Source organism: Streptomyces ossamyceticus (assembly GCF_001418475.1).
GTDB classification, from domain to species: Bacteria; Actinomycetota; Actinomycetes; order Streptomycetales; family Streptomycetaceae; genus Streptomyces; species Streptomyces ossamyceticus.
In genome coordinates this window covers 1-17,265 of sequence record NZ_LIQX01000203.1, presented here as the reverse complement: position 1 = coordinate 17,265, position 17,265 = coordinate 1, and the positions used below count along the sequence as shown (strand labels likewise).

15 protein-coding genes are annotated in these 17,265 nt (G+C 72.0%); 13 read left to right on the top strand and 2 right to left on the bottom strand.

Annotated elements, in window-relative coordinates; all coding sequences use genetic code 11:
* The first annotated feature begins 111 nt into the window (after positions 1 to 111).
* Positions 112 to 1,056: a methionyl-tRNA formyltransferase gene (gene fmt / locus AOK15_RS16505; RefSeq protein WP_055517459.1), complete on the top strand. Its 945-nt coding sequence runs from the start codon at positions 112 to 114 to the stop codon at positions 1,054 to 1,056.
* A 189-nt stretch (positions 1,057 to 1,245) separates the two neighbouring features.
* On the top strand, positions 1,246 to 2,676 hold the full coding sequence (locus tag AOK15_RS16500; protein ID WP_055517457.1) for an RsmB/NOP family class I SAM-dependent RNA methyltransferase: 1,431 nt from the start codon (positions 1,246 to 1,248) through the stop codon (positions 2,674 to 2,676).
* Between the two features lie 456 nt (positions 2,677 to 3,132).
* Here the strand turns inward: AOK15_RS16500 and AOK15_RS16495 are convergent, their stop codons facing one another.
* Positions 3,133 to 5,250 carry an MMPL family transporter gene (locus AOK15_RS16495; RefSeq protein ID WP_055517455.1) on the bottom strand — a complete coding sequence of 706 codons (2,118 nt, stop codon included), beginning with the start codon at positions 5,248 to 5,250 and terminating at the stop codon, positions 3,133 to 3,135.
* 131 nt (positions 5,251 to 5,381) lie between these two features.
* Between AOK15_RS16495 and rpe the strand changes: the two genes are divergently transcribed.
* From rpe to AOK15_RS16465, 6 genes are all read left to right on the top strand, one after another.
* Positions 5,382 to 6,068, top strand: a complete 687-nt coding sequence (gene rpe, locus AOK15_RS16490; RefSeq protein WP_055517452.1) for a ribulose-phosphate 3-epimerase — start codon at positions 5,382 to 5,384, stop codon at positions 6,066 to 6,068.
* 138 nt (positions 6,069 to 6,206) lie between these two features.
* The gene (locus AOK15_RS16485; protein WP_055517450.1) at positions 6,207 to 7,250 is read left to right on the top strand and encodes a sugar-binding transcriptional regulator; all 1,044 of its coding nucleotides are present in this window, start codon (positions 6,207 to 6,209) and stop codon (positions 7,248 to 7,250) included.
* A gap of 214 nt (positions 7,251 to 7,464) precedes the next feature.
* Complete coding sequence (locus AOK15_RS16480; protein WP_055517447.1) at positions 7,465 to 7,818, top strand: barstar family protein; 354 nt, start codon at positions 7,465 to 7,467, stop codon at positions 7,816 to 7,818.
* A gap of 130 nt (positions 7,819 to 7,948) precedes the next feature.
* The gene (locus AOK15_RS16475) at positions 7,949 to 9,391 is read left to right on the top strand and encodes a GuaB1 family IMP dehydrogenase-related protein (protein ID WP_055517462.1); all 1,443 of its coding nucleotides are present in this window, start codon (positions 7,949 to 7,951) and stop codon (positions 9,389 to 9,391) included.
* A gap of 291 nt (positions 9,392 to 9,682) precedes the next feature.
* Entirely contained in the window at positions 9,683 to 11,149 is a 1,467-nt protein-coding gene (locus tag AOK15_RS16470; RefSeq protein WP_055517444.1) for an amino acid permease, read from the top strand.
* A gap of 10 nt (positions 11,150 to 11,159) precedes the next feature.
* On the top strand, positions 11,160 to 11,612 hold the full coding sequence (locus AOK15_RS16465) for an Lrp/AsnC family transcriptional regulator (protein WP_055517441.1): 453 nt from the start codon (positions 11,160 to 11,162) through the stop codon (positions 11,610 to 11,612).
* A 33-nt stretch (positions 11,613 to 11,645) separates the two neighbouring features.
* Here AOK15_RS16465 and AOK15_RS16460 read toward each other — a convergent pair whose 3' ends face one another.
* Positions 11,646 to 12,386 (bottom strand): GntR family transcriptional regulator, encoded by a 741-nt coding sequence (locus tag AOK15_RS16460; RefSeq protein ID WP_055517439.1) that lies wholly within the window; start codon positions 12,384 to 12,386, stop codon positions 11,646 to 11,648.
* Positions 12,387 to 12,611: 225 nt separating this feature from the next.
* Here AOK15_RS16460 and AOK15_RS16455 point away from each other — a divergent pair, with 225 nt between their 5' ends.
* From AOK15_RS16455 to AOK15_RS16435, 5 genes are all read left to right on the top strand, one after another.
* Positions 12,612 to 13,763 carry an ABC transporter substrate-binding protein gene (locus AOK15_RS16455; RefSeq protein ID WP_055517435.1) on the top strand — a complete coding sequence of 384 codons (1,152 nt, stop codon included), beginning with the start codon at positions 12,612 to 12,614 and terminating at the stop codon, positions 13,761 to 13,763.
* A complete protein-coding gene (locus tag AOK15_RS16450; protein ID WP_055517432.1) occupies positions 13,760 to 14,662 on the top strand; it encodes an ABC transporter permease in 903 nt (300 codons plus the stop codon). Before AOK15_RS16455 ends, AOK15_RS16450 begins: the two co-directional genes overlap by 4 nt.
* Complete coding sequence (locus AOK15_RS16445; RefSeq protein WP_055517429.1) at positions 14,650 to 15,498, top strand: ABC transporter permease; 849 nt, start codon at positions 14,650 to 14,652, stop codon at positions 15,496 to 15,498. The genes AOK15_RS16450 and AOK15_RS16445 overlap by 13 nt, the downstream gene beginning before the upstream one ends.
* Positions 15,499 to 15,501: 3 nt before the next feature.
* Positions 15,502 to 16,584 carry an ABC transporter ATP-binding protein gene (locus AOK15_RS16440; RefSeq protein ID WP_055517426.1) on the top strand — a complete coding sequence of 361 codons (1,083 nt, stop codon included), beginning with the start codon at positions 15,502 to 15,504 and terminating at the stop codon, positions 16,582 to 16,584.
* Between the two features lie 270 nt (positions 16,585 to 16,854).
* On the top strand, positions 16,855 to 17,265 hold a 411-nt coding region (locus tag AOK15_RS16435; protein ID WP_157870268.1), incomplete at its 3' end, for an HAD family hydrolase.

The window sequence follows — 17,265 nt, the reverse complement described above, 5'->3', positions numbered from 1 at the left end:
GGTGCGGGGTGCGAGCGGTCGGTGGGGAGCCTGGGGCATAGACTGGTGCGTTGTCCTGTGTCTTGTGTGCAGGGGTTGTTGAAGTTCCGTCCGAGAGGCCGACAGTCACCCATGAGGCTTGTCTTCGCTGGTACCCCCGAGGTCGCGGTTCCCGCCCTGGACGCGCTGATCGCGTCGGGGCGGCATGAGGTGGCCGCGGTGGTGACGCGGCCCGACGCGCCGGCGGGACGGGGACGGCGGCTCGTCGCGAGCCCCGTGGCTCAGCGGGCCGAGGAGGCCGGCATCGAGGTGCTGAAGCCGCACCGGCCGCGGGACGAGGACTTCCTCGCCCGGCTGCGGGAGATCGCGCCGGACTGCTGCCCGGTCGTGGCCTACGGAGCCCTGCTGCCGCGCGTCGCCCTCGACGTCCCCGCGCACGGCTGGGTCAACCTGCACTTCTCGCTGCTGCCCGCCTGGCGCGGTGCCGCGCCCGTGCAGCACTCGATCATGGCGGGGGACGAGATCACCGGCGCGTCCACGTTCCTCATCGAGGAGGGGCTCGACTCCGGGCCGGTGTACGGGACGGTCACCGAGGAGATCCGGTCCACGGACACCAGCGGCGACCTGCTGACGCGGCTCGCCTTCGCGGGGGCCGGGCTGCTCGCCGCCACGATGGACGGGATCGAGGACGGCGCCCTGAAGGCGGTGCCGCAGCCCGCCGACGGGATCACCCTCGCCCCGAAGATCACCGTCGACGACGCGCGGATCGACTGGGCGGCGCCCGCGCTGCGCGTCGACCGGGTCGTGCGCGGGTGCACACCGGCTCCGGGCGCGTGGACCACGTTCCGGGGCGAGCGGCTGAAGCTCATCCATGTCGCGCCGGTCCCCGACCGGACCGAACTCGCGCCGGGCGCGCTGGAGGTCGGCAAGAACAACGTGTACGCCGGGACCGGCTCGTACGCCGTGGAGCTGCTCTGGGTGCAGGCCCAGGGCAAGAAGCCGATGAAGGCCGCCGACTGGGCGCGCGGCGTGCGCATCTCCTCCGGGGAGTCCCTCGGCACCGAGGGCGCCGTCTAGAGGCAGTTCCTCGGCGCCGAGAGCACCGCTTCGAGGAGTTCCCCGGCAACCGCGTCCACCGCCGGGAGGCAGTGCCCTCCGGCGCCGAGGGCACCGCCCAGAGGTATCGCCCCCGGGCCCCGCCCCCACCGCCGACCCGCGACGTACGCTGGTCGTGGCATCTCATCCCTTATCCGGAGCACCTTTTTCGTGAGTGAGCAGTCCCGCCCTCCGCGTAAGCCGGGCAAGCCGTACCGACGGCCGCAGAAGGACCCCGTCCGCCTCCTCGCCTTCGAGGCGTTGCGGGCCGTCGACGAGCGGGACGCGTACGCGAATCTCGTCCTGCCGCCACTGCTGCGGAAGGCACGGGAGAAGGAGGGACCCGACGCGTTCGACGCGCGGGACGCCGCGCTGGCGACCGAGCTGGTGTACGGGACGCTGCGCCGGCAGGGGACCTACGACGCGGTGATCGCCGAGTGCGTGGACCGGCCGCTGCGCGAGGTCGACCCGCCGGTGCTGGACGTGCTGAGCCTGGGCGCGCACCAACTGCTCGGGACGCGCATCCCGACGCACGCGGCCGTCTCCGCGTCCGTGGACCTCGCGCGGGTCGTGCTCGGCGACGGGCGCGCCAAGTTCGTGAACGCCGTGCTGCGGAAGATCGCCCAGCACGACCTCGACGGCTGGCTGGAGCGTGTGGCGCCGCCGTACGACGAGGACCCCGAGGACCACCTCGCCGTCGTGCACTCGCACCCCCGGTGGGTCGTCTCCGCGCTGTGGGACTCGCTCGGCGGCGGTCGGGCCGGGATCGAGGACCTGCTGGAGGCGGACAACGAGCGGCCCGAGGTCACGCTGGTCGCCCGGCCGGGCCGGGCCACCACCGAGGAACTGCTCCGGGAGGACTCCGCGATGCCGGGGCGCTGGTCGCCCTACGCCGTGCGGCTCACCGAGGGCGGGGAGCCGGGTGCCGTCGACGCCGTACGGGAGGGCCGTGCCGGTGTGCAGGACGAGGGCAGCCAGCTCGTGGCGCTGGCCCTCGCGAACGCGCCGCTCGACGGGCCCGACCGGGCCTGGCTGGACGGGTGCGCCGGACCCGGCGGCAAGGCCGCGCTGCTGGCCGCGCTCGCCGCCGGACGCGGTGCCGTCCTGCTCGCCTCCGAGAAGCAGCCGCACCGCGCCGGCCTGGTCGCCAAGGCGCTCCACGGCAACCCCGGGCCGTACCAGGTGATCGCGGCCGACGGTACGCGCCCGCCGTGGCGGCCAGGTTCCTTCGACCGGGTGCTGATGGACGTGCCCTGCACGGGTCTGGGGGCCCTGCGACGGCGGCCCGAGGCACGCTGGCGGCGCCGCCCCGACGACCTCGAGAACTTCGCCCCGCTGCAACGGGCCCTGCTGCGGACCGCGTTGGAGTCCGTACGGGTCGGGGGCGTCGTCGGGTACGCGACCTGCTCGCCGCACCTCGCCGAGACCCGCGCGGTCGTCGCGGACGTCCTCAAGCAGTACGGCGACGCGGCCGACCTCATCGACGCCCGGCCCATGCTGGAGGGCGTACCGGCGCTCGGTGAGGGCCCCGACATCCAGCTGTGGCCGCATCTGCACGGCACGGACGCGATGTACCTGGCGCTGATCCGCCGCACCGCCTGAACGCCGGGTACCGCCGTCCCAACGCCGGGTACCGCCGTCCAACCCCGCGGGCGCGCCTCGCCTGGCGGTTGCTCCCCAAATCCTCCTCGGGCGTCTCCTCGTCCCGTTCGTCGTCGTCCGCGAGGTCACGTACGTCGGCGTCCGGTGAGGTGCGGACCGCCTCCCGCCACCGGGCCAGGAGGCGGGTGTCGCCGATGTCGTCGAGGAGCATGCCGAGGCCGTTCATCGCGAAGACGTCCGCCTGTTCGTGGTCGTCGTTCAGGGTGCCGGTGACCAGCGGGACGAGGGCGTCGTGGAGGTCGGTCGCGCGGCCGAGGGTGCTCAGCCCCCCAGGAAGTCCGTCCACAGACGGTCCGGGTCGCCCGCCTCCAGAACGTCCTCCAGTCTGTCCATCATGGTGTCGCACCAGCTCACCGGCTGCCCTCTGGACCCCGTACGCCACCGTCTGACGACGGTTCAGACCGGTGAGGGGGTCCGGGGGTCGTCCTCGTGGGCCAGCCGGTGCGGCCACCACACCTTCGGGCCGATGTCCAGGAAGAGGGACGTGACGAGGACGGAGCGGACGATCAGGGTGTCGAGGAGGACGCCGAGGGCGACCGCGAAGCCGATCTCGGCGAAGGCGACCATGGGCAGGGTGGCGAGCGCGGCGAACGTGCCCGCCAGGACCAGGCCCGCCGAGGTGATGACCGCGCCCGTGGCCGCGAGGCCCGTCACGACCCCCTTGCGGGTGCCCAGGTGGGCGGCCTCCTCGCGGATGCGGGTGGTGAGGAAGATGTTGTAGTCGATGCCCAGTGCGACCAGGAACACGAAGACGAAGAGCGGGAAGTCCGTCGTCTCTCCCGCGTAGTCGAACAGATGGCGGAACGCGAGCGCGCTGATGCCGAGGGCCGCGGCGAACGACAGGATCACCGTGCCGATCAGCACCAGTGGGGCGATCAGCGCGCGCAGCAGGGCGCAGAGGATCAGCAGGACCACGAGCAGCACCAGCGGGATGATCAGCAGATTGTCGTGGGTGGTGGCCCTGTCCATGTCCAGCAGGGCCGCCGTGCCGCCGCCGACCTGCGCGTCGGCGTCCGGGACCGCGTGGACGGCGTCCCTGACCCGTTCGACGGTGGCCTTCGCGGCCTCACTGTCGGCCGGGTCGGACATGGTCGCCTCGAAGAGGACCTTGCCGTCGTGGAAGGGTTTCGTGCCCGGTGGCAGCCCGAGGGAGTCCGGTACGACCCCCTCGGTGTCGGCGACCGTGCGGCCCACCTCGCGGGCCTGCGCCTGGTTGCTGATGATCACCAGGGGATCGCCGCTGCCCGCGGGGAAGTAGCGTGCGGAGACCTCCTGCCCGACGATCGAGTCCGGCTTCCCGGTGAACGCGTCCGCGTTGCCGATGCCCTCGGCGCGCAGCTGGATCAGGCCCAGCGAGCACAGGGCCAGGGCGGCCGCCGTGGCGATCCAGGTCGTCCGCGGACGGCCGGAGATCCGCCGGCCCATCCGCGCCCACACGCCGCGCTCGGTGGGGTCTTCCGTGCCGAAGTGCGGGATAGCCGGCCAGAAGATCCAGCGACCGACGATCACCAGCAGGGCGGGGAACAGCGTCATCATGGCGAGCAGCGCGACCGTGACCCCGATGGCCGCCACCGGGCCGAGACCGCTCGTCGAGTTCATCTCGGCGGCCAGCAGCACCAGCATGCTCAGCACGACCGTCGCGCCCGAGGCGATCACCGCCGGGCCCGCCCGATGCAGGGCCAGCGCCATCGCCTCGTGGCGGTCCTCGTGGCGGCGCAGCTCCTCGCGGTAGCGGGCGACGAGGAGCAGGGCGTAGTCGGTGCCCGCGCCGAAGACCAGCACGGTGAGGATGCCCGCGCTCTGCCCGTTGACGGTCAGCCCCGCGTGTTCGGCCAGCAGATAGATCAGCGCCTGGGCCGTGAACAGCGCGGCGACCACCGCGAGCAGCGGGATCACCAGAAGGGTCGGACTGCGGTACGTGAACAGCAGCATCACGATGACGACGGCCATCGCCGACAGCAGCAGTGTGGAGTCGATGCCCTCGAAGGCCTCGGAGAAGTCGGCGCTCGTCCCGCCCGGACCCGTGATGTGCACGGCGAGCCCGTCGCCGCCCTCGCCCACGTCGTCGCGGATCGAGTCGACCGCGGGCGCGATCCGCTCCCAGCCCTTCTCGTCCATCGTGATCGGCACATAGATCTGGGCGGCCCTCGGGTCGGTCGCCCGGTCGTACACCGGCCCCCGGGTCTGGGCGCCGATGATCCCGTGATCGGTCAGCTGTTTGAGCTCCCGCACGTCCTCCTCGATCGCCGCCCGGTCCTCGGCGGTGAGCCCGCTCTCCCGCGCGTAGACGACCACCGCGGGGATCTGCTCGGGCCGGAAGTCCTCGGACAGCTCCAGGACCTGTGTGGACTCGGCGGACCCCGGCAGCCACGACGCCGCGTCGTTGTCCTGCGCGTCGGTCAGCTTGGAGGCGAGCGGTGCCACCACGAAGAGCAGGACCAGCCACAGTCCCAGCACGACCCACTTCGCGCGCCGCCCGCACACCAGGTGGCCGACACCCCGGCTCCTCGTCATGACAACCCCCGCAACCTCGCCGCCCCAGGGGTGCGGGGAAGTGCGCGAGCGAGCACGGAGAGCCCGCGGTCGACGTACGACGGTGCCCACCCCGGCCCCGCTACCCCCGGAGGGCATGGCAGGCTTGGTCCATGGCCGCGCAGATCAACCCAAGCATCCTGTCCGCCGACTTCGCCCGTCTCGCCGACGAGGCGAAGGCGGTCGAAGGGGCCGACTGGCTCCATGTAGACGTGATGGACAACCATTTCGTCCCGAACCTCACGCTCGGTGTGCCGGTCGTAGAGTCCCTGGCCCGTGCGACGCAGACGCCGCTGGACTGTCATCTGATGATCGAGGCCCCCGATCGGTGGGCGCCCCAGTACGTGGAAGCGGGTGCCGGTTCCGTCACCTTCCATGCCGAGGCGGCCGCCGCACCGGTGCGGCTCGCCCGTGAGATCCGGGCCAAGGGTGCCCGTGCCTCCATGGCGCTCAGGCCCGCGACGCCGATCGAACCGTTCGAGGACCTGCTGCCCGAACTCGACATGGTGCTGATCATGACGGTCGAACCGGGCTTCGGAGGCCAGGCCTTTCTCGACATCATGCTCCCCAAGATCCGCCGGACCCGCGAGTTGATCAGCAAGCACGGCCTCGACCTGTGGCTCCAGGTCGACGGTGGCGTCGCCGCGTCCACCATCGAGCGCTGCGCCGAGGCGGGCGCCGACGTCTTCGTCGCCGGTTCCGCGGTGTACGGGGCCGACGACCCGGCCGAGGCGGTCCGCGCGCTGCGCGCCCAGGCCGACGCCACCACGGCCACCGCCGGGTGGGCCTGCGGGCACTGAGACACCCTGTCGTACGACCGTGCGACCGCCGGACGAGCGGGGCAGGTCGAGCGACCTCCGGGCCAAGGAAACGTGAACGGCGTTCCTTCCGGCTGATCGAAAACGTCGGATCTGCAAGGATGAACGGCGTATCCATGTGTGAAGAGCAGTGAGGAGATGACCGTGTCGGGTATGTCGGCGGGCCGGTCAGCCATGCGGATGGGACCCGCTGAGCTGGTTCAGGCGGCGGCCATGGCCCGCCGTTTCTACCTAGAGGGCAAGTCGAAGATCCAGATCGCCGAGGAGTTCGGCGTGAGCCGCTTCAAGGTGGCCCGGGTCCTGGAGACCGCCCTCGAACGGGATCTCGTACGCATCGAGATCCGAGTCCCCGCGGAACTGGACGCCGAGCGCTCCGACGCCCTGCGTGCCCGCTACGGCCTCCGGCACGCCGTGGTCGTCGAGTCCCCGGCCGAGGCCGAGGAGTCGCCCGACCCCGAGAACCTCGGCGAGGTGGCCGCGGACCTGCTCGGCGAACTGGTCAACGAGGGCGATGTCCTCGGACTGGCGTGGGGGCGCTCGACCATCCACATGGCGGCCGCCCTCGACCGGCTGCCGCCGTGCACGGTGGTGCAGCTGACGGGTGTCTACGACGCGGGGACCGCCGAGCGCGGCTCGGTGGAGGCGGTACGACGGGCCGCGCAGGTGTCGGGCGGCGACGCCCACCCCATCTACGCGCCGATGCTGCTGCCGGACGCGGCCACCGCGGCCGCCCTGCGCCACCAGACGGGGATCGCCCGGGCCTTCGAGTACTTCGACAAGGTCACGGTCGCCTGCGTCTCCATCGGCTCCTGGGAGGCGGGCATCTCCACGGTGCACGACATGCTCAGCGACGAGGAGCGTGCCCACTACGCCTCCCTCGGTGTCGCCGCCGAGATGTCCGCGCACCTCTTCGACGCCGAGGGCCGCCGGGTCGGGCGGGACCTCGGGGAGCGGTGCATCACGGTCAAGGCCGACCAGCTCCGCCGTATCCCCGAGGTCGTCGCGATCGCCGGGGGGCAGCGCAAGGCGGCGGCCATCGACGCGGTGCTGCGGTCGGGGCTGGTCACCAGCCTCGTCACCGACACCTCCGCGGCGGACTCCCTGCTGATGGCCGGACAGACCCCCCGGCCCGCGCTCAACCGCGCGGACCCGGACGGGCACTGAGCGGTCACGGGAGCGGAACGGACGGTCCCGGCGGGAGCCGGGCAGGGGCGGGCGCGGTGGCACCGGCAGGTGCCGCGGTGGCCCGCCCCTCGCGCTCGCTGCGGGACCGTGCCGGGGGAGGCGGAGAACGCGGGGAGCAGGGAGCCGCCCGCCACCAGGCGCCGGTCACGGCGGTACCGAGACGAAGACGGTACCGAGACGAAGGGGTACGGACATGAGCGGCAGCACACTCGCGGAGGTGCTGGGCGCCGGCGACTGGCTCCACGTCGAGCTGGACCTCACCGGGGTCACCGACAAACCCGCGTTCATGGACCGCTGTGCCCGCGCCCTGGACCTCCCCGGCCACTTCGGCCGCAACTGGGACGCCCTCGCCGACTGCCTCACGGACCTGTCGTGGGCACCGCCCGTCCGCGGACGGCTGGTCGTGATCACCGGATGGCGTGAGTACGCGCTGGCCGAGCCGAACGACTGGAGCATCGCCCAGGAGGTGTTCGCCGAGGCCGCGGACCGCTGGACGGGCACCGGGACCGACCTGCGCGTCGTGCTCGCACTCGGAGGATCCTCCTAGCCCGCGCCCGGTCCTCTGGACGATCCGTCGGGGACGCCCATACCCGCCGACATGGGACAATGAAGTACGTGCTCTTCCCCCTGGCGGTCCTGTCAGGGGGTCACCTCTGAACGACTGGGATGTGCGGCACGTGCGTTTCCTCAATGACATCCAGCCCGCGTACGACCTGACCTACGACGACGTCTTCATGGTCCCGAGCCGTAGCGCCGTCGGATCGCGGCAGGGCGTCGACCTGGCCTCACCGGATGGCACGGGCACCACCATCCCGCTCGTCGTGGCCAACATGACCGCCATCGCCGGCCGCCGCATGGCCGAGACGGTCGCCCGCCGTGGCGGACTCGTGGTCATCCCGCAGGACATCCCCATCGAGGTCGTCACCGACGTCATCTCCTGGGTCAAGAGCCGCCACCTCGTCCTCGACACCCCGATCGTGCTCAACCCGCACCAGACCGTCGCCGACGCGCTCGCCCTGCTGCCGAAGCGCGCCCACAACGCGGGCGTCGTCGTCGACGACCAGCTGCGGCCCGTCGGCGTCGTCACCGACCAGGACCTGACCGGGGTCGACCGCTTCACCCAGCTCGAAGTCGTCATGTCCAAGGACCTGTTGCTCCTCGACGCGGACATCGACCCCCGCGAGGCATTCAACCGCCTCGACCACGCCAACCGCCGCTACGCGCCCGCCGTCGACCAGGACGGCCGCCTCGCCGGCATCCTGACCCGCAAGGGCGCCCTGCGGGCCACGCTCTACACCCCGGCCGTCGACGCCAAGGGCCGACTGCGCGTCGCCGCCGCCGTCGGCATCAACGGCGACTTCGCGGGCAAGGCGAAGCAGCTGCTCGACGCCGGCGTCGACACGCTCGTCATCGACACCGCCCACGGGCACCAGGAGTCGATGATCAGTGCGGTCAAGCTGGTGCGGGACCTCGACCCCCGGGTGCCGATCGCCGCGGGCAACATCGTCGCCGCGGACGGCGTCCGCGACCTCATCGAGGCGGGCGCGGACATCGTCAAGGTCGGTGTCGGGCCCGGCGCCATGTGCACGACCCGCATGATGACCGGTGTGGGACGGCCCCAGTTCTCGGCGGTCCTGGAGTGCGCGGCGGAGGCCAGGAAGTACGGCAAGCACGTGTGGGCCGACGGCGGCGTCCGGCACCCGCGCGACGTAGCGATGGCGCTCGCCGCGGGCGCGTCCAACGTGATGGTCGGGTCGTGGTTCGCGGGGACGTACGAGTCGCCTGGCGACCTCCAGCAGGACGCCGGCGGGCGGCTGTACAAGGAGTCGTTCGGCATGGCCTCGGCGCGGGCGGTGCGCAACCGCACGAGCGAGGAGTCGGCCTACGACCGGGCGCGGAAGGCGCTGTTCGAGGAGGGCATCTCCACGTCGCGGATGTTCCTGGACCCGGCGCGGCCCGGCGTCGAGGACCTGATCGACTCGATCATCGCGGGCGTGCGGTCGTCGTGCACGTACGCCGGCGCGGGATCGCTGGAGGAGTTCGCGGAGCGGGCCGTCGTGGGCGTCCAGAGCGCGGCCGGGTACGCGGAGGGCAAGCCGCTGCACGCCAGCTGGAGCTGACGGCTGCCGAACGTCCTGCGGGCGAGGGGCGACTTCGTTGCGCGCATACCGGCCTGAAAAGACACCGATCGCAACGGTGTGAAGCAGGCGTGCAACGAACGCACGCCCCTCCCCGAGGAACGCAACGATCTTGCGTGGCTGCGCAAGGTTGCCGCATTACGCATGTAAAGCCCTGGCTCATAGGGTCGTGCGCTGTACGTGGCGTTGCGGGGACCTCCTGCTCGGTGGCCCTCGGTTGCGGTGCTGTCGGTCCTCTCTCGCCCTGAACCCATTCGACGAAGGAGCCGGCGCGTGCTCGACCAAGGCGCACCCCCGCAGCAGCAGAGTCACCCCGTCCCGCCACCCGGCGGTGTCGCCGGACGGCTGATGCGCCGTAAGCCCGTGGAACGCCTGGTCGCGGAGGGTGGGCAGGGTGAGGGAGGCTCGCTGCGGCGCTCCCTCGGCATGTGGCAGCTGACGATGATCAGCATCGGCGCCACCCTCGGCACCGGCATCTTCGTCGTCCTCGGCGAGGCCGTCCCCAAGGCCGGGCCCGCCGTCACCCTCTCCTTCGTGATCGCCGGCCTCACCGCGCTGTTCTCGGCCCTCTCCTACGCGGAGCTGGCCGGCAGCATCCCGGTCTCCGGCTCCTCCTACTCGTACGCGTACGCAACGATGGGTGAGCTGGTCGCCTGGATCTGCGGCTGGTGTCTGGTCCTGGAGTACGGGGTCTCGGTGTCGGCCGTGGCCGTCGGGTGGGGCGAGTACCTGAACGAGCTGCTCGACGGGACCCTCGGTGTGACCATCCCGGACGCGCTGTCGGCGCCGCCCGGTGACGGCGGGATCTTCAACCTGCCCGCCCTCATCGTGGTCCTGCTCGCCATGGCGTTCCTGCTCGGCGGCGCCCGTGAGTCCGCCCGCGCCAACACAATCATGGTGGTCGTGAAGATCGCCGCGCTGCTGCTGTTCTGCCTGATCGGCATCCAGGGCTTCCGCTCCGGCAACTACGAGAACTTCATGCCGCTCGGCATGGCCGGCGTCAGCGCCGCCGGGGCCACCCTCTTCTTCTCGTACATCGGGTTCGACGCCGCCTCCACCGCCGGCGAGGAGGCGAAGAACGCGCAGCGGGACCTGCCGCGGGCCATCATGCTGTCGCTGATCATCGTGACCGCGCTGTACGTGCTGGTCGCCGCCGTCGCCGTCGGTGCGCGGCCGTGGAAGGGCTTCGACGGCTCGGAGGCCGCGCTCGCCGGGATCATGAAGGACGTCACCGGGGACGCGTTCTGGGGGACGCTGCTGGCGGCCGGCGCGGTCATCGCCATCGCCAGCGTCGTGCTGACCGTGCTCTACGGCCAGACGCGCATCCTCTTCGCCATGTCGCGGGACGGGCTCGTGCCCAAGGTGTTCTCGCGGGTCCACCCGAAGACGGGCACGCCTCGGGTGAACACCGTCATCGTGTCGCTGTTCTGCGGTGTGCTCGCCGCGGCCATTCCGCTCGGGGAGCTCGCCAACGCCACCAGCATCGGCACGCTGTTCGCGTTCGCGCTGGTCAACGTGGCGGTCGTGGTGCTGCGGCGGACGCGGCCCGACATGCCGCGGACCTTCCGGGTGCCGCTGTCGCCGGTGCTGCCCGCGCTCGGGCTCGCGTTCTGCGTGTGGATGATGGGCAGCCTCGACACCATCACCTGGGTCGTCTTCGGGGTCTGGATGGCCGTCGGGCTCGTGTTCTACTTCAGTTACGGCTATCGCCGCTCCCGTCTCGCGACTCCAGAGAAGTGATCCACCCGCAGTGCTGAACGATCTCGACGAACGCATCGTGCACGCCCTCGCCGAGGACGCCCGCCGCTCCTTTGCCGACATCGGCCAACTCGTCGGCCTGTCCGCGCCCGCGGTGAAGCGGCGCGTGGACCGGCTGCGGGCGACCGGCGCCATCACCGGGTTCACGGTCCGGGTGGACCCCGCCGCGCTCGGCTGGGAGACCGAGGGGTTCGTCGAGATCTACTGCCGGCGCAACACGTCGCCGGAGACCATCCAGCGGGGGCTGGAGCGTTACCAGGAGGTCGTCGCCGCGTCGACGGTCACGGGGGAGGCCGACGCCGTGGTGCAGGTCTTCGCCTCCGACATGCGGCACTTCGAGCGGGTGCTGGAGCGGATCGCGGGGGAGCCGTTCGTGGAGCGGACGAAGTCCGTGCTCGTTCTCTCCCCTCTGCTGCGCCGGTTCTCTTCCGGGTCGCCCGCCTGAGAGCGGGGCGGTCGGCGGGCCGGAGCCTCCACATCACTCCGCGGTCTTCCTGGCCAGCGCGTTGTTGCCGATCGAGTTGTGCACGCTGAAGCTCACCGCGTCCGGGCGGTAGCGGTCGTCGGACCATTCCACCGGGCGGCCCTCGCGGGTGGTGGTGACCCGCCGGACGCGCAGGAGGGGGCTGGTCCGGCGTACGGCGAGGAGCTCGGCGTCCCGGGCGCCGGCGGCCACCGCGTCGATGACGTGCTCGCCGTAGGCGAAGACCAGCCCGGTGTCGTCCAGCAGACGTTGGGTGACCGACGGGCAGTCCGTCTCGATGTGCTCGACGGCGGGGGAGATCCAGTCCGCGTAGACCGTGCGCTCCAGCAGGACCGGCCGGCCGTCGAGACCGCGCAGCCGCAGTACGTGCAGGACGCGGGCGCCCTGGTCGAGCTGGAGGCGGACCCGGTCCTCGGCGGTGGCCGTCCGCCACTCCTGGGTGATCACCCGGCCCGTCGCCTCCCGGCCCATCGCCCGCGCCCACTGCGCGAAGCTGCGCAGCTCCGCGAAGCTCTGGCTGCGCCGGCCGGCCAGCACCACCCGGCGGGCGCCCTGACGTGAACCGATGAGCCCTTCGGCGGTCAGCGTCGCCACGGCCTGGCGGACGGTGCCGCGCGAGACGCCGTAGCGGGCCGCGAGTTCGGTCTCCGGGGGCAGCAGACTCCCCACCGTGTAGTCCTCACGGTCGATCGCGCGCCGTAGCGCCTCGGCGATCTCCTCGTGTCGCGCGGCCATGGTCCCCCTCCGTCGTCCGGTCACGGCTGTGTACAGCGCGACCAGCCTAACGAGCCGGAGAGTAGGCCGCTGAAGGAGCGCGTCCGCCGGTGATTGTGCGGGAAAACGTGCACGACTATTTCGCCGGAGTTTACGTGCGTGATATGAAGCGCGGACCTAATGAGGCCAACTTGTTCAGACAAGTGCTCCACCCAGATCGTCCCTGCGCGTACCCCTGGAGAGCCAGTGAACCTCTTCCCGCCGAGAACCGCCGTCATCGGCGGCGCCCTCGCCGCCGCCGTCCTCACCCTCAGCGCGTGTGGCGCGGCACCCGAGACCACGACCACCGACGACGGCGTCAACGCGGCCACCGCCACCTCGGCGAAGGACTTCGGCGGCATGGACGCGCTGGTCGCGGCGGCCAAGCGGGAGGGCAAGCTCAACGCGATCGCCCTGCCCCGCGACTGGGCCAACTACGGCGCGCTGATCGACGGCTTCCAGAAGAAGTACGGGATCAAGATCGAGGTCGAGAACCCGGACGGGGCCAGCCAGGACGAGATCAACGCCGTCACCTCCCGCAAGGGACAGGACCGCGCCCCCGACGTGCTCGACCTCGGCAGCTCCTTCGCGCTGAGCGCCGCCCAGCAGGGGCTGCTGGCGCCCTACAAGGTCGCCGCGTTCGCCGACATCCCCGAGGGCCAGAAGGACCCGAAGGCCCGCTGGTACAACGACTACGGCGGCTACATATCCATCGGGTGCGACGCCAAGCGCGTCAAGGAGTGCCCGGAGACCTTCGCCGACCTGCTGAAGCCGAAGTACAAGGGCCAGGTCGCCCTCAACGGCAACCCCACCAAGTCCGGTTCGGCCTTCGGCGGTGTGTGGGCGGCGTCCCTGGCGAGCGGCGGTTCCTTCGACGACATCCAGCCCGGCCTCGACTTCTTCGCCAAGCTGAAGAAGAACGGCAACTACACGCCCGTCGAGTCCACCCCGGCCACCGTCGAGAAGGGCGAGACGCCCATCAGCATCGACTGGGACTACCTGAACGCCGGGTACGCCGACGAGTTCAAGTCCAAGGGCGTCGACTGGAAGGTCGTCGTCCCGGCGGACGGCAAGTTCTCCCAGTACTACTCCCAGGCCATCAACAAGGACGCGCCGCACCCGGCCGCCGCCCGGCTGTGGCAGGAGTACCTGTACAGCGCCGAGGGCCAGAACCTGTGGCTCGCCGGATACGCCCGCCCGGCCCTGATGCCCGCCATGGAGAAGGCCGGCACGCTCGACAAGGCGGCCGCGGCCAAGCTGCCCGAGGTCGAGGGCACCCCCGAGTTCCCGACCGAGGACCAGCAGACCAAGGCCAAGGACGTGCTCGGGCAGGGCTGGGCCAAGGCGGTCTCCGGGTGACCGCCGTCGTCACCGAGGCCGACACCCCGCTGGTGGCCGCCGCTTCTCCCAAGCGGCGGCCCCGCGCCGGCGGCCGGCTCGCCGTCCTCCCGCTGCTGGCCTTCGTCGCCGTCGCCTTCGGTCTGCCCGCACTCGCCATGCTGAACGGGGCGTTCACCGTCAAGGACCAGACCACCGGGGCCACGTCGTACACCACGGCGAACATGACGGCCTCCGTGCAGGGGGCCTACCTCACGGCCATGCTCGGCAGCGTGAAGCTCTCCGCCGTCTCGGCGGGCCTCGCCGCCGTCCTGGGGCTGCCGCTCGCCCAGGCCGTGGTGACCTCCCGCTTCCCGGCGCTGCGCGAGGCCGTGCTCACCGCCTCCGGGGTGCTCGCCAACTTCGGTGGCGTCCCGCTCGCCTTCGCGTTCGTCGCCACCCTCGGCAACTCCGGTGTGCTGACCCGGCAGCTGGGCCTCACGGACAAGGGCTGGGACCTCTACAGCTTCTGGGGCCTGGTCATCGTCTACCTGTACTTCCTGATCCCGCTGATGGTCCTCACCATCACCCCCGCCCTCGACGGACTGCGCGTCCAGTGGCGGGAGGCCGCCCAGAACAACGGCGCCACCGGACCGCAGTACTGGGTCCACGTGGCCCTGCCCGTCCTCGCGCCCTCACTGCTCGGCGGACTCGTGCTCCTCTTCGGCAGCGCCTTCGCCGCGTACGCCACCGCCGCGGCCATGGTGGGCAGCTCGATCCCGCTGGTCACCCTCCAGATCGCCGACGCCATCTCCGGCAACGTCCTGGTCGGCCAGGAGAACGTGGCGCTCGCCCTCAGCCTCGACATGGTCCTGATCGCGGGGCTGGTCATGGCCGTCTACCTGCCCCTGCAACGACGGAGCGCCCGATGGCTGGCCTGAACCCGGGGCGCCCGGCCGCGCGGCGCCCCGCCCTGTGGCGCCCGCTCGTCCTCGCCTGCGCCGGGCTGTACTTCCTCGTCCCGCTCGCCGCCTCCGTGATCTTCACGGTCGACGTGCCCGGCGAGGGCGTCACCTTCGACGCGTACACGCGGATCCTCGGTACCGACGGCTTCGTCTCCAGCCTCCTGCTGTCGCTGGAGCTGGCCGCCGCGACCATCGCCGTCGTCCTGCTGCTGATGGTGCCCGCCATGGTCGCGCTGCGGCTCGGCGCTCCCCGGCTGCGGCCCGTCGTGGAGGTCGTGTGCTCCCTGCCGCTGGTGGTGCCGCCGATCGCGTTCGTCGCCGGGCTCGGCACCGTGCTCAAGTGGGGGCCCGAACACCTCTCCCGCACCCCGCTGTTCCAGACGTTCGTCGCGGTCCAGAACCCCGACTTCCCCGTGGTGCTGGTCCTCGCCTACGTGGTGATGGCGCTGCCCTTCGTGTACCGGGCCCTCGACGCCGGCCTGCGCGCCATGGACGTCCGCACCCTCGTCGAGGCCGCCCGCAGTTGCGGGGCGAACTGGCCGCAGGCACTGGTGCGGGCCGTGCTGCCCAATCTGCGCGGGGCCCTGCTGAACTCCGCGTTCCTCACCCTGGCCCTTGTGCTCGGCGAGTTCACCGTCGCCCAACTGCTGGGCTTCAGGCCGTTCGCCGTGTGGATCGTCAACGTCAGCGGCTCGCAGGCCCAGCTCTCCGTCGCCGTCTCGGTGCTCAGCCTGCTCGTCACCTGGGCCATGCTCCTCGCGCTCGCCTCCTTCGGCGGACGCACCCCAACCGCTTCCGCCTCACGGGGATGAACCATGACCGTCCTTGAGACCACCGCCACCGATACCACCGACACCGCCGCGACCGTCGAGTTCCGGGGACTGCGCCGCGAGTTCGGGACGACCGTCGCCCTCGACGGACTGGACCTGACCGTCCGGCCCGGCGAACTGCTCGCCCTGCTCGGCCCCTCCGGCTGCGGCAAGACCACCGCGCTGCGGATGCTCGCCGGGTTCGAGCACCCCGACGCCGGCGAGGTGCTCGTCGACGGGGAGGACGTCACCCGCGTCCCGGCCCACCGGCGCGACGCCGGCATGGTCTTCCAGTCGTACAGCCTCTTCCCTCACCTCAGCGCCCTCGACAACGTGGCGTTCGGCCTGCGCATGCGCAAGGTGCGCACGCCGGAACGACGCTCCAGGGCGGCCGAGTTGCTCGACCTCGTGGGCCTCGCCGACAAGGGCGACCGGTACCCGCACCAGCTCTCCGGCGGCCAGCAGCAGCGCGTCGCCCTCGCCCGGGCGCTCGCCCTGCGGCCCCGCGTCCTGCTGCTCGACGAACCGCTGTCCGCCCTCGACGCCAAGGTGCGGCTCACCCTCCGCGAGGAGATCCGCCGGCTCCAGCAGGAGCTGGGCATCACCACCCTGTTCGTGACCCACGACCAGGAGGAGGCCCTGTCCATGGCCGACCGGGTCGCCGTGATGCACGCCGGGCGGCTCGAACAGTGCGCGGCCCCCGTCGAGCTGTACGGGCGTCCGGCCACCGCCTTCGTCGCCGAGTTCGTGGGCACGATGAGCCGGATCCCCGGACGGCTGGACGGCACCACGGTCGAGGTGCTCGGGCGGCGGCTGCCCGTGGACGGGGCGGCGCCGGCCGGCGACGAGGTGGACGTCCTCGTGCGCCCGGAGGCGGTCGGGGTACGGCCCGAGGAGACCGGGGACGCCCGTGTGGTCGCCTCCGCGTTCCTCGGCGCCGCCACCCGCCTCACCGTACGGCTCGCCGACGGCACCGAGGTCAAGGCAGACCTGCCCACCCACGAGGCGGCGACCCTCGGCGCGGGAACGGCCGTGACCGTGACCCTCCCGGAGCGACCGGTGCTGGTCGCCCCGCGTGCCCCGCGCTGACCACCCCGCCTCGCGTGCCGCGCCGTCATCGGGCCTTGCGGGCCGCGCGCTGCCACGGAGCCTTGCGGGCATGCCGCTGCCACCGAGCCTTGCGGCATGCCGCTGCCATCGAGCCTCGCAGGCGGCGCGCTGCCATCGAGCCTCGGGGCGCGCGCTGCCATCGAGCCTTGCGGGGCAAGCGCCGCCCCGCACCGCCCACGTGCCACCGCTGACCCCGCCCGGCTCCTGCGGTCGGGCACCGTCCCGACACCTCCACGGAAAGAGAAGCCCTTGTCCCGACCCCCGTTGCAGGCCGCCCTGTTCGACATGGACGGCACGCTCGTCGACACCGAGCGGCTCTGGTGGGAGGCGGTGGAAGAGGTGGCCGCCGGCCTCGGACGCGCGCTGACCGGGGCCGACCAGCCGGACGTCCTCGGCCGCCCGGTCGAGCACACCGCCGCCTGGCTCGCCGGGATCACCGACGCGCCGCTCGGCGAACTGGCCGCCGCGCTCCACCGGGAGTTCGCCGAGCGGGTCCGCACCGGGATCGTGCCCCGGCCCGGCGCTCTGGAGCTGCTGCGGGCCCTGGCCCGCGAGGGCGTCCCCACCGCCCTGGTCACCGCGTCGCCCCGCGCCGTCGCCGACACCGTCCTCGACGTCCTCGGCCGTGAACTGTTCGCCGTCTCCGTCACCGCCGACGAC

Bases quoted from the DNA above. Each gene is read 5' to 3' on its own strand.
- fmt (WP_055517459.1), top strand. From the start codon at position 112: ATGAGGCTTGTCTTCGCTGGTACCCCCGAGGTCGCGGTTCCCGCCCTG.
- AOK15_RS16495 (WP_055517455.1), bottom strand. From the start codon at position 5,250: ATGACGAGGAGCCGGGGTGTCGGCCACCTGGTGTGCGGGCGGCGCGCG.
- rpe (WP_055517452.1), top strand. From the start codon at position 5,382: ATGGCCGCGCAGATCAACCCAAGCATCCTGTCCGCCGACTTCGCCCGT.
- AOK15_RS16480 (WP_055517447.1), top strand. From the start codon at position 7,465: ATGAGCGGCAGCACACTCGCGGAGGTGCTGGGCGCCGGCGACTGGCTC.
- AOK15_RS16460 (WP_055517439.1), bottom strand. From the start codon at position 12,386: ATGGCCGCGCGACACGAGGAGATCGCCGAGGCGCTACGGCGCGCGATC.
- AOK15_RS16445 (WP_055517429.1), top strand. From the start codon at position 14,650: ATGGCTGGCCTGAACCCGGGGCGCCCGGCCGCGCGGCGCCCCGCCCTG.
- AOK15_RS16440 (WP_055517426.1), top strand. From the start codon at position 15,502: ATGACCGTCCTTGAGACCACCGCCACCGATACCACCGACACCGCCGCG.